We start from the raw sequence: 22330 nt of genomic DNA on the forward strand, positions 1-22330 counted from the left end.
CGCCGGCCGGCCGCGAAGAGACGATGCTCTTAAATGCCGGCGACGGAAACCACACGCCAATGGCTACGATGTACGACGTTCCGGCGGACGACCTCATCGAGGCGCTCGCCGACGATCTCGCGGATCGACTCGAGGAACCGGAGTGGGGCGCGTTCGCCAAGACCGGTGCCGACCGAGAACTGCCCCCCGAACAGGAGGACTTCTGGGCAACTCGCGCGGCGAGTCTCCTGCGCAAGGTCGCCGACCGTGGCCCGATCGGCGTCGAGCGCCTCTCGACGGAGTACGGCGGCGCGAAGGGCGGTTCGAACCGCTATCAGGTCGCGCCCGACCACCGCACCGACGGTTCGAAGAACCTCATTCGGACGATCCTCCAGCAACTCGAGGAGGAGGACCTCGTCGAGACCGCCGAAGGAGAAGGCCGCCGTATCACCGCCGAGGGACAGAGCCTGCTCGACGACACCGCCGGGGCCGTCCTCGAAGATCTCGACCGTCCGGAACTCGAGCGCTACGCGTAATCGCTGACACCGTTTTCGCGTCGGTTTCACCGCGGAGAGCCGTCGCTACGCGTCCGTAATGGTTTTCCCGCCCGCGGAAGAAGTAACAACAGAGACAGCTATGAGCGGCTCACCAGACGACGAACGGCTCGAGGAGCTCCGACAGAAGAAAATGGAGCAGCTACAAGATCGCGCCGAGTCCCAGGGTGACGAGGCGAGCCAGGAGGCGGCCCAGCAACAGGCCGAGGCACAGAAGAAGGCCGTGTTGCGACAGCATCTGACCGACGACGCCCGCAAGCGACTCAACACGGTCAAGATGAGCAAACCCCAGTTCGGCGAGCAGGTCGAGCGCCAGGTCGTCAGCCTTGCCCGGAGCGGGCGCATTCAGGGAAAGGTCGACGATGAGAAGATGAAACAGCTCCTCAAAGAACTCAAGCCCGATTCACAGAGCTTCGACATCCAGCGGCGCTGATGGAACTCGGACTGCTCTACAGCGGCGGCAAGGATTCGACGCTGGCCGCGCTCTTGCTCGAGGAGTTTTACGACGTGACGCTGCTGACGGCCCACTTCGGGATCAGCGACGACTGGAAACACGCCCGGGAGACGGCCGAGCGAGCCGGGTTCGCCTTCGAGCGCCTCGAGTGCGACCCCGAGGTCGCCCGGGAGGCCGTCGAGCGGATCCGCGAGGACGGGTTTCCCCGCAACGGGATCCAGCAGGTCCACCAGCACGCCCTAGAGCAGTTGGCAGCGCGGGGGTTCGACGCGGTCGCCGACGGGACGCGCCGCGACGACCGCGTCCCGACGGTCTCGCGGGCGCAGGCCCAGAGCCTCGAGGACCGCCACGATGTCGACTACATCGCACCGCTGTCGGGCTTTGGCCGGTCGGCCGTCGACCGGCTCGTCGAGGACCGACTCGAGGTGATCGTCGGGCCGAGCGAGGAGATCGATCGGGCCGACTACGAGGCGGAGCTTCGCGCGACCATCGTGGACGAAGAGGGTCCGGAAGCCGTCGCAGCGTATTTCCCGGATCACGATCAGACGTACGTGACGAACGTCCGCTGAGTGCGCTCGCGTTTCTATCCGCCGCGCGTAAATTCGAACCGCGCGCCCCCGCCTTCGCTTTCGGTGACTGTGACCTGCCAGCCGTGGGCGTCCGCGATGGCCTGAACGATCGCCAGCCCCAGCCCCGAGCCCTCTTCCGAGGTCGAGTATCCCTGCTCTAAGACCTCGTCGCGCTCGTCTTCGGGGATGCCGGGGCCGTCGTCCGAGACGAAGAAGCCGCCGTCGCAGGGGCCGACGCGGACGTGGACGTCCTCGCGCCCGTGCTCGATCGCATTTCGGTAGAGGTTTTCGAAGAGTTGTCTCGCACGTGCGGGGTCGACCCGAAGCGTCCGATCGCCGACCGCGTCGTACGTTGCCCCGCCCGTCTCGACGGCGGTCCAGGCCTCGTTCGCGAGTTCCACCAGCGGTACCTCGTGGGGGTCTTCGACCTGAGAACCGCTGCGGGCGACCGACAGCGTCTCCTCGATGAGTTCGTCCATTCGAGTCAGCGCCGCGTCGACCTCCTGGAGGTGTTCTGCCTCACCGGTGGTAACCGCGGCTCGGAGCCGCCCCTGGGCGACGCTCAGCGGGTTCCGCAGATCGTGGCTGACGATGCTCGCGAACTGCTCGAGTCGGTCGCTCTGGCGTTCGGCCTCCCGAACCGCGGCCCGCTGTTGAATTTCGTAGATGCCGGCGACGGTGCCCGCGCCGACGCCGACGGTTCCGCCCATCAGGAGCAGGTATAGCGGTGCCAGCGCGCCGGTCCCCTCGAGATAGAGCACGAAGAGGTGCAGCGACGTCACGAGGGCCGCCGCGAGAAAGCCGCCGAGGCCGTAGCCGAAGACGGTGAGGCGATCACGCGCCGAGACGTCCCGGGCGATCAGCCACCGATCGGCGAGGACGACCGCGGTCGCGGCCAACAGCGGAAAGACGCTCTCGAGCAGCGCCCGGGTCGAGACGCGTTCGAGCGCGAGGCGCGTCCCGATGATCGCGGCGAGAAACAGTCCGAGCACCGACAGCGGCGAGACGGGCAGTTGCTCGCCGATCTCCGCGACCCAGTCGTCGTTGGCCACGCGTTGCACGGTCGCACTGTCGAAGCAGGCCGGTATCAACCTACGGGACGGTCTCGAATTCGATTCAATCGAACTAACGGACGGAAGCACTGAACCAAACGTTCCGCGGGCCGACAGTTGTGGCGACGGCCCGCCGTCGAGGAACGAAAGGATAGAAGTTCGACGTGGCCGAACCCGTGTTCATGTACGACCGAATCAAGGGCTTTCGCGACTTCTACCCCGGCGAGATGGCCGCCAGGCGGGCGACCATCGACGTCTTGGAGGACACCGCCCGCGAGTACGGCTTCCGCGAGATCGGGACGCCGGCCGTCGAGCGCGCCGAGATGTGGACCGATAAGAGCGGCGACGACATCGTCGACGAACTCTACTCGTTCGAGGATCAGGGTGGCCGCCACGTGACGCTGACGCCCGAGCTAACGCCGACGGTGGCCCGGATGGTCGTCGCCAAGCAACAGGAACTGTCGAAGCCGATCAAGTGGTTCTCGACGCGGCCGTTCTGGCGCTACGAGCAGGTCCAGCAGGGCCGCCAGCGCGAGTTCTACCAGACCAACGTCGATATCTTCGGCTCCGCGGAACCCGAAGCCGACGCCGAGATCCTCGCGTGGGCCGCCGACGCCCTGACCGGGCTGGGACTGACCGGCGACCACTTCGAATTTCGGATTTCCCACCGCGACATCCTCGGGGGTGTCCTCGAGAGCTACGACGCCGAGATCGACACCGAGGCGGCGATCCGTGCGGTCGATAAATCTGACAAGATCTCGCGGACCGAGTACCACGATCTGTTAGTCGGTGCCGGGCTCTCGGCGGATCAAGCCGCCGAGTTCGACGATCTCATCGCGGGCGGCGACCTCGAAGAAGTCAAATCGTTCGCCGACACCGAACGCGTGGACGCGGCCGTCGAGAACCTCCAGAACGTGCTTGCCGCCGCCGAGGACTTCGGCGCTCGCGAGTACTGTACGATCTCGCTCGAGACGGCCCGCGGGCTGGACTACTACACGGGCGTCGTCTTCGAGTGCTTCGACTCGGCCGGTGAGGTGTCGCGGTCGATCTTCGGCGGTGGTCGCTACGACGACCTCATCGAGGGCTTTGGCGGCCAACCGACGCCCGCGGTCGGCGTCGCGCCGGGCCACGCGACGCTGCCGCTGTTGTTACAGCGTGCCGGCGTCTGGCCCGACGAGGAAGTCTCCACGGACTACTACGTCCTGCAGATCGGCGACACGCGCACCGAGGCGGCCCGCATTTCGCGCAATCTGCGCGAGCGCGGCCACGTCGTCGAGACCGACATCGCCGGCCGCTCGTTCGGCGCGCAACTGAACTACGCCGACTCGATCAACGCCGAGACGGTCGTCATCGCCGGCGAGCAGGACCTGGCGAACGACGAGGTGACGATCAAGGACATGGACTCGGGCGACCAGGTACAGGTCCCTGTCGACGAATTCCCGGGCGATCTCGAGCGGCCGACGCTCGAGGACTTCGCGTGAGGTGACGGACTCGCGTCGGTCGCTCGACTCGACCCGTTCGTCGGGTCGCGTCACCCGCGACGCGGGTTTGGCCCCGGCTTCGAGTCATCTCCGTCGCTCGAGGCCCCTCCCGGTTCGTCGTCGCCGCGTTTCTCGAGGCGCTCGTCGGCATCGGCCTGCTCGACCGGCGAGTGACCAGTCTCGACGAAGTGCTCGATCATCGCCCGGCTGAGCTCGCCATCGTCGTCCCCGTCGGCCCTGTACTGCCACCCACACTCACCGCAGTACGCGCTCGGCACGCGTGAAGCCTCGAACGGTGGGCTCATGAACGTGGGGCTCACACGCCGCGGTTCGCGAGCCGCCGGCGTCGCGGGCAATCCACGCGCAAGTCTCACCCTTAACTACGACGCTGACGTACCACGGTCGATGGTAGACGCCGACGCAGACGGCCGTCCGAACGTCCTGCTCGTTTTGACTGATCAGGAGCGATACGATGCCAGTGCCCCCGACGGACCGCCGGTCGAGACGACGGCGTTGGATCGGCTCTCGAGCGAGGGCGTCCGCTTCGAGCACGCGTTCACGCCGATCAGCATCTGCTCGAGCGCTCGCGCGTCGCTGCTGACCGGGTTATTCCCCCACAATCACGGGATGTTGAACAACTGCCACGAGCCGGACGCGATTCGGCGGAACGTACCCGCCGAGTTACCGACGTTCTCGGAGGAACTCGACGCGGCCGGCTACGACCTGACCTACACCGGGAAGTGGCACGCCGGCCGCGACCAGACGCCCGGCGATTTCGGCTTCTCGTATCTGGGCGGCAGCGACACACACCACGACGGCATCGACGAGGCGTTCGTCGAGTACCGCGCGGACCGCGGCGTTCCCGTTGACGAGGTCGACCTCTCCGAGGAGATCTACACCGGCGACGAGCCGCGAGACGGCGATGAGGGGACGTTCGTCGCCGCGAAGACGCCCGTCGACGTCGAGGAGACGCGGGCGTACTTCCTCGCCGAACTGACGATCGACGCGATCGAAGCCCACGCCGACGGCGTCCGGAGCGGCCCCTTCTTCCACCGAACGGACTTCTACGGGCCACACCACCCCTACGTCGTCCCGGAACCGTACGCCTCGATGTACGACTCCGCCGAGATCGAACCGCCCGAAAGCTACGCCGAGACCTACGACGGGAAACCCCGAGTCCACGAGAACTACCTCTTCTATCGCGGCGTGGCGGACTTCGACTGGGACCTCTTGGCCGAAGCCATCGCGAAGTACTGGGGGTTCATCACGATGATCGACCACCAACTCGAGCGGATCATAGACGCACTCGAGGAACACGGACTGGCCGAGGACACGGTTGTCGTCCACGCCTCGGATCACGGCGACTTCGCCGGGAGTCACCGCCAGTTCAACAAGGGGCCGCTGATGTACGACGACACCTACCGCATCCCGCTCCAAGTCCGCTGGCCGGGCGTGGTCGATCCGGGGACGACCAGCGAGGCCCCCGTCCACCTGCACGATCTGGCGTCGACGTTCCTCGAGCTCGCCGACGTGCCGGTGCCCGACGGCTTCGACGCGCGGAGCCTCGTGCCCATCCTCGAGAACGGCGGCGATCCGCCCGCGGACCTCGACTGGCGGGACTCGACGTTCGCCCAGTACCACGGCGACGAGTTCGGCCTCTACAGCCAGCGGATGGTCCGCACTGACCGGTACAAGTACGTCTACAACGGCCCGGATATCGACGAGCTGTACGACCTCGAGGCTGATCCGGCGGAGCTACAGAACCTGATCGACCACCCCGAGTACGCCGACGTGCGACGGGAGATGCGAGACCGACTGACCGACTGGATGGAGGAGACGGACGATCCAAACCGCGTCTGGGTGACGGACGTGCTCGAAGCGGCGTCGTGACGGTCCTCGATCACCGAATATGCGGTGGCGCGCGCTGTGCCGTGCCGAGCGAACCGCGAGGCGCGGCGTAACCCTGCGCGAGGGATGAGCGAGCGATGAAAGGAGCGAGCGAATCGGCTGGGGAGGACGTGGAAATCCCTCGTCCCCACGCGAGCAGGTCGCTCGTCGCCGCGTCGTCTGTCGCCGCATCCTCGCCGAGACGATAGTCGTCGTCCCGAGACGCTGCTGTAGAAGGAAGCGTACGTTTACGGTCTCGAAGCCGCTATCACCGCGTATGAACGTCGACACCGACGAACGGGAGGGTGAGCGATGACGAACTACCGAAACGACGAGCCCGATCGGCCGACCGAACTCCGCGAGGAGGCCGCCGAGTACGAAACTATCGCCGACGCTCTCGAGGACCTCCTCGAGGAGCTGCGCAATGCGGACCTCAAAGAGTCCCGGCTCGAGGGGCTGTTCGACGAAGTCAGCTCGAGCAACCCGGACATCTGGAACATCGTGAGCGCGTTCATCGACGTCGAGGACGGCGAGGCGGTCGTCACCGACGAGTCGAAGCTGGCCCAGGGCAGTTGGGCACCCGAGATCGTCGAGGGCTGTGACACGATGATCACCCTCGATATCGAGTACGGGATGATGCCCGACGAGTTCCGATACACCGCGGGGAAGAAGCTGGTCCAGCGGATCGAGGAGTTCCGCGAGCAGGCAGCGGAGGCCCGGCAACAGGCCGACGAACTTGAGGACGAGTCGGACGACTGAGGCGGTCCACCGGACGTCGGTTCCGGCGTCTCCGGGACCCGCTTTCCGGGGGACGCCGGTATTCAGGTACAGCAGCCCGTCTGAGACCGAGCACCGATCACTCGAGCACTCGTTCTCGCTCGAATCGCTCGTCCGGTCCGCCGTCGCCCCCGCCGTCGCTCTCAGTAGCAGACCCGGTATCCGTCCGCCAGCGCCACGACCCGAGCTCGAGGGGCTCGAGCGAGACGATCAGATACGAGCGGTCGGGCCACGTTGCCTGCGCGGCGTCGGTCGCGCTCGGCCGCGGCGGGCCGCGGGGATGGGAGTGATAGAAGCCGACGATGTCTTCGCCGCGGTCCTCGAGGCGCTCGAAGACCTCGAGTTGCCGTTCGGGGTCGATCTCGTAGCGCGTTCGCAGCGCGTCGGCGACGTTTTCGGCCGGGTACTGCGAGCGTACACGGCTGCGTCCGTCGGGCCGGTACTCGCCGCCGAGAACGCCACAAATTTCCTCGGGACTCCCTTCTTGAGCGCGCTCGAGGATCGCTTCGCGGATGGCGGTCGGCAGGACGATCACGGGCTCGGGTCGGCCTCGGGTCGGGATTGGGAGTCGGTTCCGGCGGTCTCGGCTTCGAGCCCGTCGAGTTCGTCGAACGGAGTCGCGATGTCTGCGGGAGGGCCGTCGAACAGCGCCGGCTGGACGATCGGTGCCAGCGCCTCGAGCGTGTCGACCAGCCGCGGGCCGGGCCGGTTGAGGTAGTGGTCGCCGTCCAGCGCCCAGACGCGGCCCTCTCGAACCGCAGTGAGGTCGTCCCAGCCGTCGCGCTCGGTGAGGTCCGCGCCGTTTCGCGCGATCTGCTCGAGGCCGAAGCCACAGGGCGCGGCGATCACGACTTCGGGGTCGTAGGCGCGAATTTCGTCCCACTCGCGCGGCCGCGAGCGCTCGCCGGCGTCGGCAAGCCCGTACGTGCCGCCGGCCCAGTCGACGAGGTCGGCCGTCCAGTGGCCCGCGATCATGATGGGGTCGGTCCAGTCGAAAATCGCCACACGCGGGCGGTCTTCCGGCGAGAAGCCGGCGGTTCGATCTCTGATCGCCTCGAGTCGCGACTCGAGTCCCCTCCGAACCTCGCGCGCGCGTTCTTCGCGGTCCGCTATCCGACCAATCCGCTCGAGATCGTCAAGCACGTCGCCGACGCTGTGCGGATCGGTCGGGACGATCTCGGGATCGGCCGAGATCCGGTCGACGGCGTCCGCGACGACGGCCTCGTCGACCGCGCAGACGTCGCACATCCCCTGGGTGACGATCGCGTCCGGCTCGAGGTCGTCGAGGGTCTCGACGTCGATCTCGTAGACGCCGGCCTCGGTCTCTGCGGTCTCGAGCACCTGCCGGTCGATCTCGGCGCTCGAAGCCGACTCGTCGGCCTCGATTCTCGAGCGGGTGACGGCGGGAGCCGAGGCCGCGCTCGGCGGATAGTCGCACTCGTGGGAGACGCCGACCGGCTCGAGGCCCAGCGCGGCGACGGTCTCGGTCGCCGATGGGAGCGTCGTGACGATTCGCATGGGTGGCCGTAGGGCACCGCCGATCAAAAAGCCAGTCCGATCGGCGAGTTCCGGACCACCGTCGCTTCGCGCGCCACCCGCCGACGCGGGCGCTTATTGATCGCGGAGGTGTGGAGACCGCATGTCCGATTCGAACCGCGACGAATTCGACCCGACGGCGGCAGAAAACCGGGAAATCGGCCGGGAAATGGTCGACCAGAGCACGGGGTTGGGATCGGTGATGGCCCACGCCTACCGCGGGGAGGCCGGTCGGGTCGACACCTGGCGACAGCGACTCGACCAGACGACGACGTGGGCGGTGACGGTGATGGCGGCGATCCTGACCTGGGCGTTCTCGAGCGCGGATAATCCTCACTACATCCTGTTGATCGGGATCGTGGTCGTCGCCGTCTTCCTCGGGATCGAGGCGCGGCGGTACCGGGACTACGACGTCTTTCGCTCCCGGGTTCGCTTGGTGCAGGAGAACCTGTTCGCGAACGCGCTCGATCCCTCGCAAGGCGTCGAACACGCGGACTGGCGGGTGGAACTGAGCAGGGACTACCGGACGCCGACGCTGAAGGTTTCGATGCAAGAAGCGCTCGCGAACCGACTCCGACGGGTGTATCTCGCCCTCCTCGGGATCCTACTCGTCGCATGGATCGTCAGGATCACGGCGTTCTCGCCGCGTCGGGACTGGATCACGACCGCAGGTGTCGCCCGGATCCCCGGCACGATCGTGATCGTCGCCGTCGCCCTCTGTTATGCCGCGCTACTGGGCATCGCGCTCTGGCCGCGCGAGCGCGCTGCGAAGGGTGAATTCCGCGAGGGAGATCCCGACACGTGGAAAGAGGGGGATCGATGACGCCGACCCCGTGAAGGACGGTTGCCGGCGCCCGTCCGTTGACTGCTATCGCTGCACCGGGACCGCACCCTCGAGGGCATCCTCCAACTCCCGAACCCCCTCTTTCTCCGTTCGGTCGGGGTTCGCCAGCACCCGAACCGGCTGTTCGCCGACGGGGACGAAGCCGAGATCGAGCCGATCGGCGGTCTCGCGCAGGCCGAGGCCGGCGTCGGCGTCGCCGGCGATGACCTTCCGTGCGGGGCTCTCGTGGGCACGCAGCCCGAGGTCGAAGCCGTCGATCGCGTCCACGAGGTCGTGGCGCTCCGTTCCTCGTTCCTCGGCGAGGTCGGCGATCGCCGCGCCCAGACTCGAGCGCAGTCCCGAGTCGGTCGTCCGGTTGACGAACCGTAGGTCGCGATCGATCAGGTCAGCCAATCCCTCGATCTCGTCGGGGTTGCCGGGCCGGACGACCAGCCCCCACTCGCGCTCCCAGCCGCCGAGGTCGACGGCGTCGATGTCTCGTTCAAGCGGTCCCGCGGCCACGGCTACGTCCGGCACGCCCTCGCGGAGCCGCCGCAGGCCGGGTCGGGAGCCGACCGAGAGGTAGCGCGGGCGCTCGAGGCCGTCGAGGACTCGCGAGAGCGTCGGATCGTCTTCGCCGACGCCGAACAGCGTGGGGGGCCGAACGTCCGGCGAAAAGAGGGTGACCGTGACGGGTTCGCCTGCCTCGAGGTAGTCAGTCTCGGGGCCGACCTCCACGACGCCGTCGGCGTCGGCGAGGCTGGTCGTCGCGCCGCTGCCCTTGTCGACGGGGTAGACGAGCATCTCGCCGTCGCCGTCGCCGTCGGTGACCAGACCGACCGGCATGAGCCGATGGCGGCCCTCCTCGTAGCGCTCCTGTCGGGCCAGCCGGCCGGTGACGGTCGCGGATGCGGGCTCCGGGACGCCGGCCGCCTCGCGGATCGCCGGCGCGACGAAGGTCCGAAAGACCATCATCGCGGAGACGGGGTAGCCCGGGAGGCCGACGTATGCAGAGTCGTCCAACCGGCCGATCAGCATCGGTTTCCCTGGTTTGACGCTCACACCGTGGAGCAGCAGTTCGCCCTGTTCCTCGATGACGCGGTAGATGACGTCGACCGCGCTCGCGCTGGTCGATCCCGAGGAGAGCACGAGGTCACATTCGTCGGCCGCGGTCCGCAGGATCTCTTCCATCTCGTCCTGTTCGTCGCCGGCGTGGGGGTACAACACCGCCTCGCCGCCGGCGTCCTCGACGCCCGCGGCGATGGTGTAGCTGTTCACGTCGTAGATCTCGCCGCGCTCGCTCTCGAGGTCGTCGCCCGGCCGCACGAGTTCGTCGCCCGTCGAGACGATGCCGACGCGTGGTTTCGCCCGGACCGGCACCTCGTCGATCCCCAGCGCCGACAGCAGGCCGATGTCGCGGGGCGTAATCTGGGTCCCGGAGCCGAGCGCGCGCTCGCCAGCGGCGACGTCCGCGCCGGCGAACATGACGTTGTCGCCGGGCGCAACAGAGGTCCGGACCAGCACCTCTTTGTCTCCTGAACTCGCGTCAGTTCGCTCCACCGGGACCATCGCGTCCGCGCCGTCGGGCATCACCGCGCCGGTCGAGATCTCGACGGCCTGTCCCTCCTTGAGCGTCACGTCGGGTTCCTCGCCGGCGTGGACCTCGCCGACCAGCTCGAGCCGGGCGGGATCAGCCTCGTCCGCGCCGAACGTGTCCCGCGCCCGCAGCGCGTAGCCGTCGAGCGTCGCCCGGTCGAACCCCGGCACGTCGAGTTCGGCGTCGAGTCGCGCCACGAGCACTCGTCCGCGCGCCTCCTCGAGCGACACGCGTTCGATGCCGCCCTCGAGGGCTAGCGAGTCGATCGCTTCGCGAGCCGCTGTGGGGGAGGCGAGATCGCGAAACTCCTTGCGGTTCATAGCGGCCCTTCGCGCGCCGTGAGTAAAAACGTCGGTCGAACGAGCGGCGGTACCGCAAAAGAGGACTGATTTTTAATGATAAATGTCGGAATCTGAAGAGTTTTACCCTCCGAGTGCGAATTGCCGGTCGTGGCTTTTCGTTGGCGAACCGTCCCGAACCCGTTTCGATGGCTGTTGCTTGCGGTCGGCTATCTGCTCGCCCGGTTCCGGGTCATCGATCCGCGACGTGTCGAGCAGACGACTGATTTGGCCTGGCCGCGAATTGTCACGGGACTCGCACGGATGTCGAAATCCGCGGCGGACGTCGCGATGGTCGGGATCGCGATCGGACCCGCGGCGATCGCCGGCGTCGGACTCGCAACGCCGTACTGGGGAGTGGCGTTCGGTATCGGCGGCGGCGTTGCAGGTGCGACCATTAGCCTGGTTTCCCAGCGCTACAGCGGCGGGACCGCGGCGTCGCTCTCGCGTGCGGTCACGACCAGCGGCCTCGTCGTCATCGCGGGTCTGGTTCCGCTCGCCATCCTGTATGGGGCCGCTCCGGAGCGGTTGATCGCGCTCGTCGGGAGCGACGACGCGGCGATCGCCTACGGCGCAGACTACCTCCGCGTTGTCGCGCTCGGCGTGCCCTTCGCGGGGTTGAACCTCATCGCCAGCCGGACGCTCGTCGGCGCCGACGACGCGTGGACGCCGATGGTGCTCCGAGCAGGCGGTGCGATCGTCAACGTCGGCATCAACGCGGTGTTACTGTTCGTCCTCGAGACGGGCGTCGTCGGTGCGGCCATCGGGACCGTCGTCGCGAACGTCCTCGTGTTGACCGCGTTCGTCACGGGATTTACCGTCGGCCGACTCCCGCTGATCGGCGCGTTCCCCGTCACGCTCGACGTTTCACGACCGTTCGCGACCGCCGAGGACGTACATGACGTGCTCGCGATCGGAACGCCGCTGGTGTGTACGAACGGTGCCCGGCGGGCCGCCCAGTTTCCGCTGCTCGCGATCGTCGCGCTCTTCGGCCCGAACGTACTGGCCGCCTACGTCGTCGCCCGCCGCGTTCGGGATCTGATGGACACGCCCGGCTGGGGGTTCTCGCTTGCGTCTAGCAGTCTGGTCGGTCAGGAGCTAGGTGCCGGCGACGAACGCGACGCCGATACGTACGGTCGCGAGATTCTCTGGTTCGGAACCGTCGTCTACGTCGTTAGCGGGGCGATCGTCCTCATCTTCGCCGAGCAAGTCGGTCGACTCTTCGTCGACGATCCCTCGATCCTGCCACTCGTGACCGCGTTCATCGCGGTCGCCTGCGTTAGCGTCGTCTTCCGGGGTGTGAGCAGCGGCGCGACCGGACCGCTTCGAGCCAGCGGCGATACGCGCTGGCCGTTCTACGGCCAGGTGCTCGGTCTGTACGTCTTCGCGCTCCCGGTCGCCGCCCTCGGCGCGATGTCGGTCCCACTCCCGTTCCTCGAGGCCATAGCGCCGCTGGGAATCGGTGCCCTCTACGTCGCGTTGATCCTCGAGACGCTCGTTCCGGCTGTCGTTACGTACTATCGGTTCACGGCCGGCCACTGGAAGGCCATCAGTCGATCGTATCGGCCCGACTCCGCCTCCGGCGATTAAGCGCTGTCGACGAGTGCGGTCGCGGTCGATCCGCCTGCGAACCAGTCGTCGCCTTTGGTTCGGGGGTGGGGCGGGGGAACGATTACAATCCCGTCGCTGGATGGGTGTGATATGCCACGGCTTACCCAATCCGATCGCGAGCGCATCGCCGACCTCTTCGACCGCCACCTTGAGGCGGGGCTCCACCACGGCGCACAGTTGGCGGTCTTCGTCGACAGCGAACCGGTACTCGACCTCGCCGGCGGCGTCGACGCGCCGGACGGCCCCGATGAGACCCGCGAGACGCGCCACGTTCTCTTCTCGAGCACGAAACCGTACGCCGCAGTAACGTTGCACTCTCTCGTCGAGGAGGGGGCACTCGACTACGACGACCGCGTGATCGAGCACTGGCCTGAGTTCGCCGACGAGGGCACCGAAAAGGCCGAGATAACGGTTCGGCAGGTGCTTAGCCACACGTCGGGGCTGAACCGCGGCGAGATCGACGACCGGCCAGACCTCTGGGGTGACTGGGACGCCGTCGTCGAGAAGCTAGAGGGGATGGAGCCGAACTTTACACCGGGGGAGACGCCCGCCTACCACGCGCTCACGTTCGGCTGGCTCGTCGGTGAACTCGTCCGGCGGGTGTCAGGGACGCCGATCGAGGAGGCGGCCGAGGAGCGACTCTTCGATCCGCTCGGGATGGACGACACGGGCATCGGCCTCCGAGACGACGAGGACGACGACGTGGCGACGCTCGTCGGGTTCGAGGAGTTCGACCGCTGTCGCGACCCCGGCGAGGGGCTGGGCGACCACACCGAGGTCGCGGCCCCTTTCAATTCGGAGGAGATCCACCGCGCCGTGATCCCCGCCGCAAACGGCATCGGCACCGCGAGCGACATGGCCCGATTCTACGCCTGTCTGGCTAACGACGGCGAACTCGAGGGAACGCGCATTCTCGAGCCCGAGACCGTCGAGCGGATGGCGGAGGTACAGGCCGAGACGGATGCCGACGGGACGATCGGCCGCGAGGGGCGGTTCGCGCTCGGCTTCTGGAAGGGCGGCACCACGGTCGCGCCCTACGGCTCGCTCTCGCCCGAACACGTCTTCGGCCACGCCGGGCTGGGAAGCAGCGTCGGCTGGGCGGATCCCAAGGAGAACATCGGCTTTTCATACGTGACCAACGGCGTTCGCGACGGCTCCTACGAGCACGTCGCCCGCGTCAACGCACTGGCGGACGCGGTCCGGCAGGCCCTCCGGTGATCGGTCGACGGCGCGACCGTCGCCGACCCGTTCCGGCCGAACAGTGATACGTCGTCTCGCTCTACTCCGTCCATGGTGGAGGTCGGAATCATCGGGATCGACTTCGGGTCGACCATGCTGCGATTCATTCGGCTCTACGGCCCGCTCGCGCTCCTGCTATTCGTCTTTCTCGAGACGTCGATGCTCTTTCCGTTCTTTCCGAGCGAAGTCGTCGTTCCGGCCGCGGCCGCGTTGCTGATCAGCGATCCCCTCTCGTTTGTCGTCTTCGTCGCCGCGGCGACCGTCGGCGGGACCGTCGGGGCGTTCGTCCCCTACTACGCCTTTCGCGGCCCCGGCTCGCGCGGGCTCGGCAGACTGCGCGATCGGATCAACGTCTCCGAGGACACCATCGATCGCGGCCGACGGTGGTTCCATCGCTGGGGAGCGTCGTCGGTCTTCTGGGGCCGATTCCTGCCGGCGCTTCGCTCCGTCGTCTCCATTCCGGCGGCACTCGCCGGCATGACCCGCCTTCGGTTCGGCGTCTACACGGCGGCCGGCACGGTCCTGTTCTACGCGGCCGTCGGCGCGCTCGTCTACTACGGCCGGCAGCGGTCCCTCTTCGCGGCGGTCTGGACCGCCGCCGTCGATCAGCCGCTCGTCACCGCCGTGATCGTACTCGCCGCGGTTACGGTCGGCCTGTGGGTCGTTCAGCGCTCGCGGCAGGGTGAAGAACGCTACTAGAACTCAGGCGTTCGGCTCCCAGTCCGCCACGCTGACCGTCTCACCCGCCGGAATTCCCTCGCGGTCGTCGTCAACGACTACCCAGCCGTCGGCCAGCGCGACGCTCGAGAGGACGCCCGACCCGCTCGCCCGCGTCGGGATCGCCGTATAGGTCGGCTCGTCCCGGTCCGCTCTTTCCTCGTCGCGTTCCTCGAGCCGAACCCGCGCGAACGTCCGCGTTCCGGGTTCGCTCGGAATCTTGCGCTCGAGGACTGCCCGCGTGGTCGGGTGGGGGTCGGGCGTCGTCCCCTCGAGCCAGCGCAGGGTCGGCCGGAGGAACTGGACGGCGTTGACGATGCAGGCGACGGGGTAGCCGGGCAGCGCGAGCACGGGGGTGTCCTCGACGATCCCGAGGCAGACGGGGTGGCCGGGTTTGAGGCCGACGCCGTGGACCAGCACCTCGCCGAGATCGTCGATCACCTCCGGCAGCAGGTCGCGCTCGCCGACCGAGGAGCCGCCGGTCGTGACGACCACGTCCTTCGTCAGGTCCCGCTGGATCGCCACGCGCAGCGACTCGGGGTCGTCCGTGACCACGTCACGGTAGGTGGCTCGAGCGCCCCAGCGCTGGGCCAGCCGCGAAACGGTGAGACCGTTGGTCTCGATCACCTCGCCGGGGCCGGGATCGCCCGCGACGAGTTCCTCGCCCGTCGGGACGACGCCGACGGTCGGCCGTTTGGCGACCGCGACGCGACCGTAGCCCGCCGACCGCAGTAGGCCCAGATCTGACGGCCGAAGCCGGTGGCCGGCGTCGTAGAGGTGTTGGCCCTCCTCGACGTCCTCGCCCACGGGCGCGACGTTTTCCCCTTCCGCGACCGCGTCTTCGACCTCGAGTTCGCCGGCCGACTCGAGTTCGGTGACCCGCTCGATCATGACCACGGCGTCGGCCCCCTCCGGGAGCGCGCTGCCGGTGTGGACTCGCGCGGCCGCGTCGGGGCCGACGCTGGCGTCCGCGCCGGTTCCCTCGACGATCCGCAGTACCTCCGGCGACCGATCGCTGGCACCGAACGTGTCCGCGGCCCGGACGGCGTAGCCGTCCATCGCCGCCCGCCGGTAGTGGGGCACGTCGCAGGCCGAGTCGACTGCTGCGGCCAGCACGCGGCCGTCCGCCCGGTCGACGTCGACGGTTTCGGTCCCGCACGGGACGGCCGCATCGGCCTCCCCGCTCCCTTCGACTGCGTCCCGCAGAATCTGGCGCGCCTCGTCGACCGGCGTCCGCACCTTGAACCCGGCCTCCGTGCGCTCGCGGTCGGCTCCTTCCATACCCTGAACCGGGTCGCGTGACGCCAAAAGCGTGGGGGACCCGCGACTCGAGCGGTCGACTCGCTGGACGACTGGGCTGTCACCGCTGCGGCCGTGTTCCTCCGGGACCGATCAACCGCCGTGTGGTGGTGCGCGCTGGTGGTCGGCCGAGCGCCAGCGAGGCCGGCCACAAACATCGTGCGAGGGATGAGCGAACGCCAAAGGCGTGAGCGAATCGGCTGGGGAGGGCGTGGCGACACCCCGTTGCCACGGTAGTAGGGTGCTTTCTTCACCACTGCCAAGCGTACCGTTTTCCACGTCTCCGAAACGGCGCACCTCATCCCTCCGCATACCACAGCACCGAGACGCCGATGAACACCGCAACGAAAAGCGAGATCACGAGGGCGATGAGGACATCGAGCCGACGATGAACACTACGATCCATCCGCGGTAACCTGTCATGCACCGATAAAAACGGGTAACATTCGATTTCAGAGAACAACAGTCCGATCCGCGGTCTCGAGGACCGAACCGATCGATCGACGACTCGCCGCGACCGCGGGGTTTTTCGTATCGGCGTTCGAACCTGTATCCATGTCAGCGCTCCGCGACGCGTTGCAGGATCTCTCCGAGGACGTCTTCTTCGATCTGCTCGAGAGCGAGGACGCCTACCTGCTCGTCCTCGACGTGCCGGGGGTCGCCGCCGAGTCGCTCGATATCGCGGTCGAGGACGGCCGAATCTCCATCGACGCCCGCCGGGAGAAGTCCCCCGCCGGCGAGTACCGGTATCTCGAGGAGAACCGGTCGCTCTTTCTCGACGTCGACCTCCCGCTGCCCGACAACGCCTCCGACGCCAACGCGGCGGCGACGATCGATCGCGGCGTCCTCGAGCTTACGCTGCCGAAACGCGGAGCCAGCGGCGAGACGACGATCGACATTGTCGATGAGGACGACTAACACGGGGTGACCGAGGCTGGCCTCACTCCGCGCGTACAAACGGTTCGTTCTCGTCGCGTGGCAGTTCCTCCCGCTGTTGGTCGCCTACGCCCGCGACCGGCGGCGCTTCCTCCTGTTCGGTCGCCGCCGGCAGGTCGACACCGAAACGCATCGCCACCGGGCCGAGGTGTTGCTCGAGTCGCTGCTGACCCTCGGACCGACATTCATCAAACTCGGCCAGCTGCTGTCGACCCGCCCGGACGTGCTTCCGCCGGCGTACATCGACGTCCTCTCGGCGCTCCAAGATGAGGTGCCGCCGGCGGAGTGGTCCAAGGCGAAGGCCGTACTCAAGGAGGAACTCGGCCCTGTCGACGAGCGATTCGCGTCGTTCGACAGCGAGCCGATCAGCGGCGCGAGCCTCGGGCAGGTATACCGGGCCCGCCTCGAGCGCGGGGCCGACGAGACGGACCGAGGCGGGGAGAACACGGCGACGCCGGCCCGCGCCGACGGCGAGGGCGGCCGCGAGGTCGCGGTGAAGGTCCGCCGACCGAACATCGAGACCCTCGTTCGGGCCGACTTGCGAGTCATCGAGTGGTCGCTGCCGATCCTCCTCTATTTCGTCGACGACGCCCGTGCGTTCTCGCTGGAAAACCTCGCCGAGGAGTTCTCCAAGACGATCCGCGAGGAGATGGACTACGAGCGCGAAGCCGAGATGCTCACCGAGATCCGCGAGAACTTCGCCGGCGACGATCGCTTTCTCATTCCCGACGTGATCGAGAGTCACTCCGGACCGCGCGTACTGACGATGGAGTACATCGAGGGGACGAAGATCAATGATCTCGAGGCACTCGAGCGCAAGGGGATCGACCGGACGACGGTCGCGGAGAACTTAGAGCGGTCGTACCTGCAGATGATCATCGAAGACGGTGTCTTCCACGCCGATCCCCACCCGGGGAACCTCGCGGTGACCGACGACGGGCGGATCGTCTTCTACGACTTCGGCATGTCGGGGCGCGTCGACCCGTTCGTTCAGGACAAGATTGTCGACTTCTACGTGGCCGTCGCGAATCAGGATATCGACGGCATCTTGGACGCTCTGATCGAAATCGGGACGCTATCGCCCGACGCCGACCGCGGCGTGATGGCCGAAGTGATGGAGATCGCGATCCAGGACGCTCGCGGCGAGGACGTCGAGCAGTACCGCGTCAATCAGATCGTCGGCCAAATCGAGGACTCGATCTACGTCTTCCCCTTCCGCCTACCGAAGAACCTCGCGCTCGTCCTCCGCGTTGCGACCGTCGTTGAGGGGGTCTGTGTCACCCTAGACGAGGATTTCGACTTCATCTCGGTCGCGACCGACTACCTCACCGAACACGGCTACCGCGAGGAATCGATTCGGCAGTACCTCGACGAAACCGGACGACAACTCCGTCGATCGGGCGAGTCCCTGACCCGGATCGCGCCCAAGGCCGAGCGCGCGCTCGACCGACTCGATCGTGACGACCTCTACGTCCGTATCGGTCTCGAGGACGAAGAGCGGATCTTCGATACGCTCGCAAAGCGACTCGTGTACGGCATGTTGCTGACGATGTCGCTGTTCTCGACCGGCGTGCTGTACGCGCTCGAGGCTCCTCGCGGCTCGGTCGTCGCGGCGGCCTTCTCGGTGATCGTGACGATTCAGCTCTACCGGTCGTTTCGCACGCCGAAATCGATCGGCGCACGCCCCCAGTTCACCCGCCAGAACCTACGCCAGCGCCGCGGCGAGGAGTGACGGGATCGAGCCGGCACCGCATAGACGGGGTGTGTCGACCCCTCGAGCGTGCGTGCGCTGTGGTTGACGCCGAACCGGTGTGGTGTGATAGCGGCGGACTAACGACGCATCTCTTTCCGTACCGGGCGCGAAGAGCCGGTATGGAGTACGACGCCATCGCCGACCTGTCGCTGACGGTCGAGTCGGTCGCGCTCGACCGCCTCGAGCGCGAGACCTCGAGCGAGTTCACTCGTGTGACGACCGAAATCGCGCTCTCGGGGCCGGCTCCGACGGGCGACAGGTCGGTCACCGGACGCGGCGAGGACGTCACGTACGAGACCGAAGACCACGATCAACTGGCGGAGACGGGACTCCCGGACCTGACCGGCGAGTACACCGTCGACTCGTTTTCCGAGCGGCTCGCAGACCTGGATCTCTTTCCGGGCGGCGAACCCGACCGCGAGGTCTTCCGGAACTATCGGCGCTGGGGGGTAGAGAGCGCCGCGCTGGATCTCGCGCTTCGGCAGGCGGAGACGGACCTCGCAAGCGCACTCGACCGCTCGCTCGAGCCCGTCCGGTTCGTCGCCAGCACCCGGCTGGGCGATCCACCGACGACAGATCGGCTCGAGGCGCTCCGCGAGCGGGTGCCCGACCTCGAATTGAAGCTGGACCCGACCCCGGACTGGGACGCCGACCTCGTCGCGGCCATCGACGAAACGGTCGGGGCGGACGCGGTCCGCATCCTCGACCTCAAAGGGCAGTACGAAGGCACCGATGTCGACGTTCCCGCGGACCCGGAGCTGTACGAACTCGTCCTCGAGTCGGTCCCGAACGCCGTCCTCGAGGATCCGGCGCTGACCGACGAGACGCGGCCGCTGTTTGAGACACCGGCCGTTCGCACTCGCGCTTCCTGGGACGCGCCGATTCACAGCCTCGACGACGTCGAGGCGCTACCGTGGGAGCCCGACTGGTTGAACATCAAACCGTCGCGGTTCGGCTCGCTCGAGTCACTGTTTGAGACGATCGCGTACTGCGAGGAGCGCGGGGTTCGGTGCTACGGCGGCGGCCAGTTCGAACTCGGCGTCGGCCGCGGACAGATACAGACGCTCGCCTCGCTTTGCTATCCCGACGGCCCGAACGATGTCGCACCGCGGGCGTACAACGATCCCGCGGTCGGCGACGGGCTGCCGGCGAGCCCGCTCGAGCCGCCGGCCGACCCTGCCGGCTTTCGGTGGGACACGAGTACCTAACGGTAGCAAAACAGTGTAGTCGCCCGTCGGGTTCTGCCGTCGGCCAGTACTTCTTTGAAACGGTATCACGTACCGAAGATGTCCGGGTTGGACTGGACAATTGAGAGGGGTGCGGTCCAGCCTGGATGTGAGTTTTTACCCGGACGGTTCTGGGTTTCGGATACACCTATGAAAACATACGGGATTCGGCCAGCGGTGCAGACCGAGTGATGCCGCCGTCGTCTTCGAGCCCCGAATCGGGCCCGTTACCACAGCGAACGCGCTCGAGCGCCCATTCCAAACGGTTTATGCACGTCGGTTGATTACGCCGGGATATGGCGAAACAGCAGACCGAAGTTCGCGATCTTCAGGAAGGCAGCTACGTCATGATCGACGATACGCCGTGTAAGATCAACGGCTATTCGACGGCCAAGCCGGGCAAACACGGCAGCGCCAAGGCCCGCGTCGAGGCAGAGGGCGTCTTCGACGGCAAGAAACGCTCGCTCTCCCAGCCCGTCGACGCGAAGATCTGGGTCCCGATCATCGAGCGCAAAAACGGACAGGTCGTCTCCGTCGACGGCGACGACATGCAGGTCATGGACTTAGAGACCTACGAGACGATCACGATGCGCATCCCCGAGGACGTAGACGTCTCCCCCGACGAGAACATCGAGTACCTCGAGATGGAAGACCAGCGAAAGATCGTCTAATGTTCCCCGGGGCGGCCAACGAGCGCGAGGTGACCGACGCGGCGGCAGCTGTCGACCGTGACGACGCGAACTTCGTGGTCGTCGGTGCGCCCTTGGACGCCACGACGACCTTTCAGCCGGGGACCCGGTTCGGTCCTCGGCGGATCCGATCCGTTGCCGAGCCGTTCGATGACTACGACCGCCGGACGGACCGGTACTTTTCCGACCTCGGCGTCGTCGACCGCGGCGACGTTCGCGCGTGGGACGACACCGAGGAGTACCTCGAGTACCTGACGAGCACGCTCCGCGAAGCCGTCTGGAACGACGCCGTCCCGATCGTGTTGGGTGGCGAACACACTGTTTCCCTTGCGGGCGCACGTGCAGTAGAGCCCGACGTGTTCGTTTGTCTCGACGCCCACCTCGACCTGTACGACGCCTACGACGGCAATCCTCTCTCCCACGCCGCCGTCACCCGGCGGATCCTCGAGGACGTCGAGTCCGTCGAGGAGGCGATCCTACTCGGCGTTCGAACCGGCAGTGAGACGGAGTGGGACCGGGCGGCCGCGGCCGACGTGACTGTCGTTCCGCCCGAGGACGTGGCGGACTGGGAGCCCAGCGACCGACTCGCGGACCGCGAGGTCTACCTGAGCGTCGACATCGACGCCGTCGACCCCGGCTACGCGCCCGGTACCGGAACGATGGAGCCGTTCGGCCTCGAGCCCCGCGAACTCCGCGACGTCGTCCGCGCGGTCGCTCCCGACGCCGGCGGCGTCGACGTGGTCGAAGTCAACGACCGCGACGACGGACAGGCCGCCGCGCTGGCCGCGAAACTCGTCCGAGAGTTCGTCTTCTCACACGCCGACGGTTGAACCGATCGTCTCGTCGTCGGTACTCGGCGATCAGAGGCCGCGATCGATTCGACCGGTGGCGGACCCTCGTCGCGACGACCGAGGGCGATAATGACAATAGAAGATATTTTCACGGGGAAATGAAAAGAAGAGACCATGTCCACGCCCGTCCTCCAGTTTGCCGTCAGTGGGATCGGAATTGTCCTCCTCCTCTTCCTGTTCGTTTGCTTGATTATCGTCCCGCTCGTCGCCTCGTACTTCATCTACAGGGACGCGAAAGGGAGGAACAGTCGCCACGCCCTCGCGTGGGGGCTCGGCTCGTTCTTCGGAGTGTTCGTCGTCTGGCTCCTCTACGTCGTCGTGCGCGACGAGGTCGGACCGGGCGGGCCGCGATAACTCCCGGCAGCGGTCGCTGCACTCGAGCAATCGAGACACCCTTTTGCCGCTCCGATCGAACTCCCGCGTATGCTCGAGACGACGCTGTGTTTCCCGCTCCGCGAGGCCGAGGGCGACGGCGACCCTGCCAGCGCCACCACCAACGCCGACCGCGATGTCCTCCTCATCGAGAAGCGCCGCGGCCTCGGCGAGGGCTGGCACAACGGCCCCGGCGGCAAGTGCGAACCCGGCGAGACCCCGCAGGAGTGTGCGATCCGCGAAACCCGCGAGGAGGTCGGCCTCGCGGTCCGCGACCTCGAGAAGGCCGGCGAACTCACGTTCTTACTCGACGGCGCGGACCACACCGTCTGTCACGTCTATCGCACGACGTCGTTCGACGGAGAACCGACCCCCTCCACGGAAGCCCGTCCGGAGTGGGTCCCGGTCGACGACGTGCCCTACGACCAGATGTGGGACGACGACCACCTGTGGCTGCCCGGCGTACTCGAGGGCCGAACGGTCAGCGCTGAGTTTCGCTTCGTGGGCGGCGAACCGCTGGATGAGGCCGAGTTCGTCGAGCACGACCTCGAGTGGGACGTTTCCTTCTGAGACGGGTCGCTGTCACTGGG

23 protein-coding genes are annotated in these 22330 nt (G+C 67.2%); 17 read left to right on the forward strand and 6 right to left on the reverse strand.

Going from position 1 to position 22330, the window contains the following annotated elements; genetic code table 11:
- Window positions 1-59: 59 nt before the first annotated feature.
- The 3 genes from ACJ70B_RS10865 to ACJ70B_RS10875 all read left to right on the forward strand — a co-directional run bounded on the left by ACJ70B_RS10865 (window position 60) and on the right by ACJ70B_RS10875 (window position 1556).
- The gene (locus tag ACJ70B_RS10865) at window positions 60-515 is read left to right on the forward strand and encodes a 30S ribosomal protein S19e (protein WP_408957004.1); all 456 of its coding nucleotides are present in this window, start codon (window positions 60-62) and stop codon (window positions 513-515) included.
- A gap of 100 nt (window positions 516-615) precedes the next feature.
- Window positions 616-966: a DNA-binding protein gene (locus ACJ70B_RS10870; protein WP_408957005.1), complete on the forward strand. Its 351-nt coding sequence runs from the start codon at window positions 616-618 to the stop codon at window positions 964-966.
- Window positions 966-1556, forward strand: a complete 591-nt coding sequence (locus tag ACJ70B_RS10875; RefSeq protein ID WP_408957006.1) for an asparagine synthase-related protein — start codon at window positions 966-968, stop codon at window positions 1554-1556. Before ACJ70B_RS10870 ends, ACJ70B_RS10875 begins: the two co-directional genes overlap by 1 nt.
- Before the next feature lie 14 nt (window positions 1557-1570).
- Here ACJ70B_RS10875 and ACJ70B_RS10880 read toward each other — a convergent pair whose 3' ends face one another.
- Complete coding sequence (locus tag ACJ70B_RS10880) at window positions 1571-2617, reverse strand: sensor histidine kinase (RefSeq protein WP_408957007.1); 1047 nt, start codon at window positions 2615-2617, stop codon at window positions 1571-1573.
- A 173-nt stretch (window positions 2618-2790) separates the two neighbouring features.
- Between ACJ70B_RS10880 and hisS the strand changes: the two genes are divergently transcribed.
- Window positions 2791-4089, forward strand: a complete 1299-nt coding sequence (gene hisS, locus ACJ70B_RS10885) for a histidine--tRNA ligase (RefSeq protein ID WP_408957008.1) — start codon at window positions 2791-2793, stop codon at window positions 4087-4089.
- Window positions 4090-4139: 50 nt separating this feature from the next.
- Here hisS and ACJ70B_RS10890 read toward each other — a convergent pair whose 3' ends face one another.
- Window positions 4140-4394 (reverse strand): hypothetical protein, encoded by a 255-nt coding sequence (locus tag ACJ70B_RS10890; RefSeq protein ID WP_408957009.1) that lies wholly within the window; start codon window positions 4392-4394, stop codon window positions 4140-4142.
- A 100-nt stretch (window positions 4395-4494) separates the two neighbouring features.
- Between ACJ70B_RS10890 and ACJ70B_RS10895 the strand changes: the two genes are divergently transcribed.
- Both ACJ70B_RS10895 and ACJ70B_RS10900 read left to right on the forward strand, forming a co-directional pair.
- Entirely contained in the window at window positions 4495-5979 is a 1485-nt protein-coding gene (locus ACJ70B_RS10895) for a sulfatase-like hydrolase/transferase (protein WP_408957010.1), read from the forward strand.
- Between the two features lie 309 nt (window positions 5980-6288).
- Window positions 6289-6735, forward strand: coding sequence for a hypothetical protein (locus ACJ70B_RS10900; RefSeq protein WP_408957011.1), 447 nt, complete (start codon window positions 6289-6291; stop codon window positions 6733-6735).
- A gap of 97 nt (window positions 6736-6832) precedes the next feature.
- Here the strand turns inward: ACJ70B_RS10900 and ACJ70B_RS10905 are convergent, their stop codons facing one another.
- Together ACJ70B_RS10905 and ACJ70B_RS10910 are read right to left on the reverse strand one after the other, a co-directional pair.
- Entirely contained in the window at window positions 6833-7288 is a 456-nt protein-coding gene (locus ACJ70B_RS10905; protein WP_408957012.1) for a desampylase, read from the reverse strand.
- A complete protein-coding gene (locus ACJ70B_RS10910) occupies window positions 7285-8271 on the reverse strand; it encodes an ABC transporter substrate-binding protein (RefSeq protein WP_408957013.1) in 987 nt (328 codons plus the stop codon). The genes ACJ70B_RS10905 and ACJ70B_RS10910 overlap by 4 nt, the downstream gene beginning before the upstream one ends.
- A gap of 121 nt (window positions 8272-8392) precedes the next feature.
- Here ACJ70B_RS10910 and ACJ70B_RS10915 point away from each other — a divergent pair, with 121 nt between their 5' ends.
- Window positions 8393-9112, forward strand: coding sequence for a DUF2270 domain-containing protein (locus ACJ70B_RS10915; RefSeq protein WP_408957014.1), 720 nt, complete (start codon window positions 8393-8395; stop codon window positions 9110-9112).
- 45 nt (window positions 9113-9157) lie between these two features.
- Here the strand turns inward: ACJ70B_RS10915 and ACJ70B_RS10920 are convergent, their stop codons facing one another.
- Entirely contained in the window at window positions 9158-11029 is a 1872-nt protein-coding gene (locus ACJ70B_RS10920) for a molybdopterin biosynthesis protein (protein ID WP_408957015.1), read from the reverse strand.
- 129 nt (window positions 11030-11158) lie between these two features.
- Between ACJ70B_RS10920 and ACJ70B_RS10925 the strand changes: the two genes are divergently transcribed.
- The 3 genes from ACJ70B_RS10925 (at window position 11159) to ACJ70B_RS10935 (ending at window position 14596) form a co-directional block, all read left to right on the forward strand.
- Window positions 11159-12637, forward strand: a complete 1479-nt coding sequence (locus tag ACJ70B_RS10925) for an MATE family efflux transporter (protein WP_408957016.1) — start codon at window positions 11159-11161, stop codon at window positions 12635-12637.
- Between the two features lie 111 nt (window positions 12638-12748).
- Window positions 12749-13876, forward strand: coding sequence for a serine hydrolase domain-containing protein (locus ACJ70B_RS10930; protein ID WP_408957017.1), 1128 nt, complete (start codon window positions 12749-12751; stop codon window positions 13874-13876).
- A gap of 72 nt (window positions 13877-13948) precedes the next feature.
- Window positions 13949-14596, forward strand: a complete 648-nt coding sequence (locus tag ACJ70B_RS10935) for a DedA family protein (RefSeq protein WP_408957018.1) — start codon at window positions 13949-13951, stop codon at window positions 14594-14596.
- A gap of 3 nt (window positions 14597-14599) precedes the next feature.
- Here the strand turns inward: ACJ70B_RS10935 and glp are convergent, their stop codons facing one another.
- A complete protein-coding gene (gene glp, locus ACJ70B_RS10940) occupies window positions 14600-15895 on the reverse strand; it encodes a gephyrin-like molybdotransferase Glp (protein ID WP_408957019.1) in 1296 nt (431 codons plus the stop codon).
- Between the two features lie 573 nt (window positions 15896-16468).
- Between glp and ACJ70B_RS10945 the strand changes: the two genes are divergently transcribed.
- The 7 genes from ACJ70B_RS10945 (at window position 16469) to ACJ70B_RS10975 (ending at window position 22310) form a co-directional block, all read left to right on the forward strand.
- Window positions 16469-16831, forward strand: a complete 363-nt coding sequence (locus ACJ70B_RS10945; RefSeq protein ID WP_408957020.1) for an Hsp20/alpha crystallin family protein — start codon at window positions 16469-16471, stop codon at window positions 16829-16831.
- Window positions 16832-16907: 76 nt separating this feature from the next.
- The gene (locus ACJ70B_RS10950) at window positions 16908-18581 is read left to right on the forward strand and encodes an ABC1 kinase family protein (RefSeq protein WP_408957021.1); all 1674 of its coding nucleotides are present in this window, start codon (window positions 16908-16910) and stop codon (window positions 18579-18581) included.
- Window positions 18582-18721: 140 nt separating this feature from the next.
- Window positions 18722-19810: a hypothetical protein gene (locus ACJ70B_RS10955; RefSeq protein ID WP_408957022.1), complete on the forward strand. Its 1089-nt coding sequence runs from the start codon at window positions 18722-18724 to the stop codon at window positions 19808-19810.
- Between the two features lie 314 nt (window positions 19811-20124).
- Entirely contained in the window at window positions 20125-20499 is a 375-nt protein-coding gene (locus ACJ70B_RS10960; protein WP_408957023.1) for a translation initiation factor IF-5A, read from the forward strand.
- Window positions 20499-21347: an agmatinase gene (speB, locus tag ACJ70B_RS10965; RefSeq protein WP_408957024.1), complete on the forward strand. Its 849-nt coding sequence runs from the start codon at window positions 20499-20501 to the stop codon at window positions 21345-21347. Before ACJ70B_RS10960 ends, speB begins: the two co-directional genes overlap by 1 nt.
- Before the next feature lie 135 nt (window positions 21348-21482).
- Window positions 21483-21722, forward strand: coding sequence for a hypothetical protein (locus ACJ70B_RS10970; protein ID WP_408957025.1), 240 nt, complete (start codon window positions 21483-21485; stop codon window positions 21720-21722).
- 69 nt (window positions 21723-21791) lie between these two features.
- On the forward strand, window positions 21792-22310 hold the full coding sequence (locus tag ACJ70B_RS10975) for an 8-oxo-dGTP diphosphatase (protein WP_408957026.1): 519 nt from the start codon (window positions 21792-21794) through the stop codon (window positions 22308-22310).
- Window positions 22311-22330 lie beyond the last annotated feature (20 nt).

The organism is Natrinema sp. 74 (assembly GCF_046097095.1).
Classification (GTDB): domain Archaea; phylum Halobacteriota; class Halobacteria; order Halobacteriales; family Natrialbaceae; genus Natrinema.